Source organism: Mesorhizobium sp. Cs1299R1N1 (genome assembly GCF_037179655.1).
Taxonomy (GTDB): domain Bacteria; phylum Pseudomonadota; class Alphaproteobacteria; order Rhizobiales; family Rhizobiaceae; genus Mesorhizobium; species Mesorhizobium salmacidum.
Map to the genome: position 1 here is coordinate 1 of NZ_JAPYKR010000102.1, position 690 is coordinate 690.

A 690-nucleotide genomic window follows, 5' to 3' on the forward strand; every position below is an offset into this window, starting at 1 on the left:
GCGGCTGATGGTGGCGCGGGAAAACATGCTCGACGGCACGGTTGAGATCGACCATTTCCATCTCGGTGGAAACCCCCGAAAGCGCCCGGATGACTCACCTCCGGGCCGGGGCCGGAAAGGCCAGGTGAAGACGGAGAAGGCGCCTGTCATGGCCATGGTTCAGCGGCCGACCGACGTCACGCCCGGCGCTTCGGCCGGTGACGCGCGTGCCGCGGTCGTGACCGGTGTTTCAGCGCGAGCAAGCGAGCGCGTCATTGAAGCGCAGATCGAATCGAGAGCTCATTTGATGAGCGACGAGTGGAAAGCATTCATGGCCATTGGTGAGAGCTTTGCCAAGCACGAGACCGTGAAGCATTCCAGTGGGGAGTATGTTCGCGACGCCGTCCACGTCAATTCGGTGGAGGGCTTCAACTCCCGTGTCCGCCGTACCATCGCGGCGTCTTTCATCATATCAGCCCGGAGCATGCCGACCTGTATTTCCACGAGATTGGCTTCCGATGGTCGCAGCGCGTGGTGTCTGGGAGCGCCGTTCGGAAAACCCGGCATGGTCGAGAAGTCTCGAGAACCATCTGGTCGCGGGTGCCCCCGGCGCTGCAACTACTGAGGTCTTTCGCGCCGCCACGGGGCGTCAGATGCGCCGAAGCCTGGATGGAGGAATCATCATCAAATCAACCGTAGCTGTCTTTGGTT

Annotated in this window: 1 pseudogene; it reads left to right on the plus strand. The window is 61.6% G+C overall.

From position 1 onward, the window contains the following. Positions 1–690, plus strand: a pseudogene (locus tag O7A70_RS33895) (IS1595 family transposase); the annotation flags it as partial.